This is a genomic window from Streptomyces sp. NPDC000941, from assembly GCF_053599555.1.
The window spans coordinates 1-2,042 of record NZ_JBSFMM010000515.1 but is presented as its reverse complement, the minus strand read 5'-3'; the positions used below and the strand labels follow the sequence as shown (position 1 = coordinate 2,042).

Annotated in this window: 2 protein-coding genes; both read right to left on the bottom strand. The window is 69.5% G+C overall.

Features of this window, described 5'->3' with window-relative positions; translation table 11 throughout:
- Positions 1–34: 34 nt before the first annotated feature.
- The gene (locus tag ACWDSL_RS53195; RefSeq protein WP_450496949.1) at positions 35–412 is read right to left on the bottom strand and encodes a DUF779 domain-containing protein; all 378 of its coding nucleotides are present in this window, start codon (positions 410–412) and stop codon (positions 35–37) included.
- Positions 412–1,935, bottom strand: a complete 1,524-nt coding sequence (adh, locus tag ACWDSL_RS53190) for an aldehyde dehydrogenase (protein ID WP_450496947.1) — start codon at positions 1,933–1,935, stop codon at positions 412–414. Before adh ends, ACWDSL_RS53195 begins: the two co-directional genes overlap by 1 nt.
- Positions 1,936–2,042 lie beyond the last annotated feature (107 nt).

Genomic DNA, 2,042 nt, shown 5'->3' with positions numbered 1-2,042 from the left:
TGGAACAAACCCCCCGCCGCGGGCGGTGGCCTCGTCAGCCCGGCGGGTCGAGCAGCCGGGAGCGGATCAGAAACCGGACGCCCTCCGGGGCCTCCAGGGAGAAGCCGCTGCCCCGCCCCGGCACCACGTCCACCGTCAGATGCGTATGCCGCCACCGCTCGAACTGGTCGGCCGACATCCAGAACCCGACCGGCTCGGCGACGCCCTCCACCGTCAGCGACCCGAGCAGCACATCCGCCGCCCCGGTACGGAACTCGCCCAGCGGATAGCACATCGGCGCGCTGCCGTCACAGCAGCCGCCCGACTGATGGAACATCAGCGGGCCGTGCGCCTCGGTCAGCCGCCGGATCAGCTCCGCCGCGGCCGGGGTCAGCGCGACCCGGGAACCCCCGACACACTCAGATTCGGCCATCAGAAGAAGCCGAGCTTCTTGGGGGAGTAGCTGACCAGCAGGTTCTTCGTCTGCTGATAGTGGTCCAGCATCATCTTGTGCGTCTCGCGGCCGATGCCGGACTGCTTGTAGCCGCCGAACGCCGCATGCGCCGGGTAGGCGTGGTAGCAGTTGGTCCACACCCGGCCCGCCTGGATGGCGCGCCCGGCGCGGTACGCGGTCGTGCCGTTACGGGTCCATACGCCCGCGCCAAGACCGTACAGCGTGTCGTTGGCGATCTTGATCGCGTCGTCGAAGTCGGCGAACGGGGCCACGGCCACCACCGGACCGAAGATCTCCTCCTGGAAGACCCGCATATGGTTGGCGCCCTCGAAGACCGTGGGCTCCACGTAGTAGCCGCCCGCCAGCTCGCCGCCCAGGTCCGCGCGGGCGCCCCCGGTCAGTACCCGGGCGCCCTCCTGACGGCCGATGTCCAGATAGGACAGGATCTTCTCCAGCTGGTCGTTGGAGGCCTGGGCGCCCAGCATGGTGTCGGTGTCCAGCGGATGGCCCTGAGTGATCTTCTCCGTACGGGCCACGGCCGCGGCCATGAAGTCCCGGTAGTGGCCCTGCTGCACCAGGGCGCGCGAGGGACAGGTGCACACCTCGCCCTGGTTGAGGGCGAACATGGCGAACCCCTCCAGGGCCTTGTCCAGGAAGTCGTCGTTCTCGGCCGAGACGTCGTCGAAGAAGATGTTCGGGCTCTTGCCGCCGAGCTCCAGCGTCACCGGCTTCAGATGCTCGCTCGCGTACTGCATGATCAGCCGCCCGGTGGTGGTCTCACCGGTGAAGGCGACCTTGGCCACGCGCGCGCTGGAGGCCAGCGGCTTTCCGGCCTCCACGCCGAAGCCGTTGACGATGTTGAGCACGCCGGGCGGCAGCAGATCGGCGACCAGGCTCAGCCACAGGTGGATGGAGGCCGGGGTCTGCTCGGCGGGCTTCAGGACCACCGCGTTGCCCGCGGCCAGCGCCGGGGCGAGCTTCCACGTGGCCATCAGGATCGGGAAGTTCCACGGGATGATCTGGGCCACCACGCCCAGCGGCTCGTGGAAGTGGTACGCGACCGTGTCGTCGTCGAGCTCGGAGAGGCTGCCCTCCTGTGCCCGGATCGCCCCCGCGAAGTAGCGGAAGTGGTCGATGGCCAGCGGGATGTCGGCGGCCAGCGTCTCGCGCACCGGCTTGCCGTTCTCCCAGCTCTCGGCGACCGCGAGCGCTTCGAGATTCTCCTCCATACGGTCGGCGATCTTCAGCAGCACCGAGGCGCGCTCGGCGGGCGAGGTGCGGCCCCAGGCGGGGGCCGCTGCGTGCGCGGCGTCCAGGGCCCGCTCGACGTCCTCGGCGGTGCCCCGGGCGATCTCGGTGAACGGCTGCCCGTTGACCGGAGTCGGGTTCTCGAAGTACCCGCCCTGCTTGGGCGGCACATACTCGCCGCCGATCCAGTGGTCGTAGCGCGGCTGGTAGCTGACGACCGAGCCCTCGGATCCCGGGCTTGCGTAACGAGGCATGGGCGGCTCTCCCAGTTCGTCGTGTGCGTGAGTCGTGTGCGTGAGCTGATTTGCGGTGGGTATGGGACAGCGACACGCCGTGGTGTCGGCGGGGGGGTGGGCTGTTT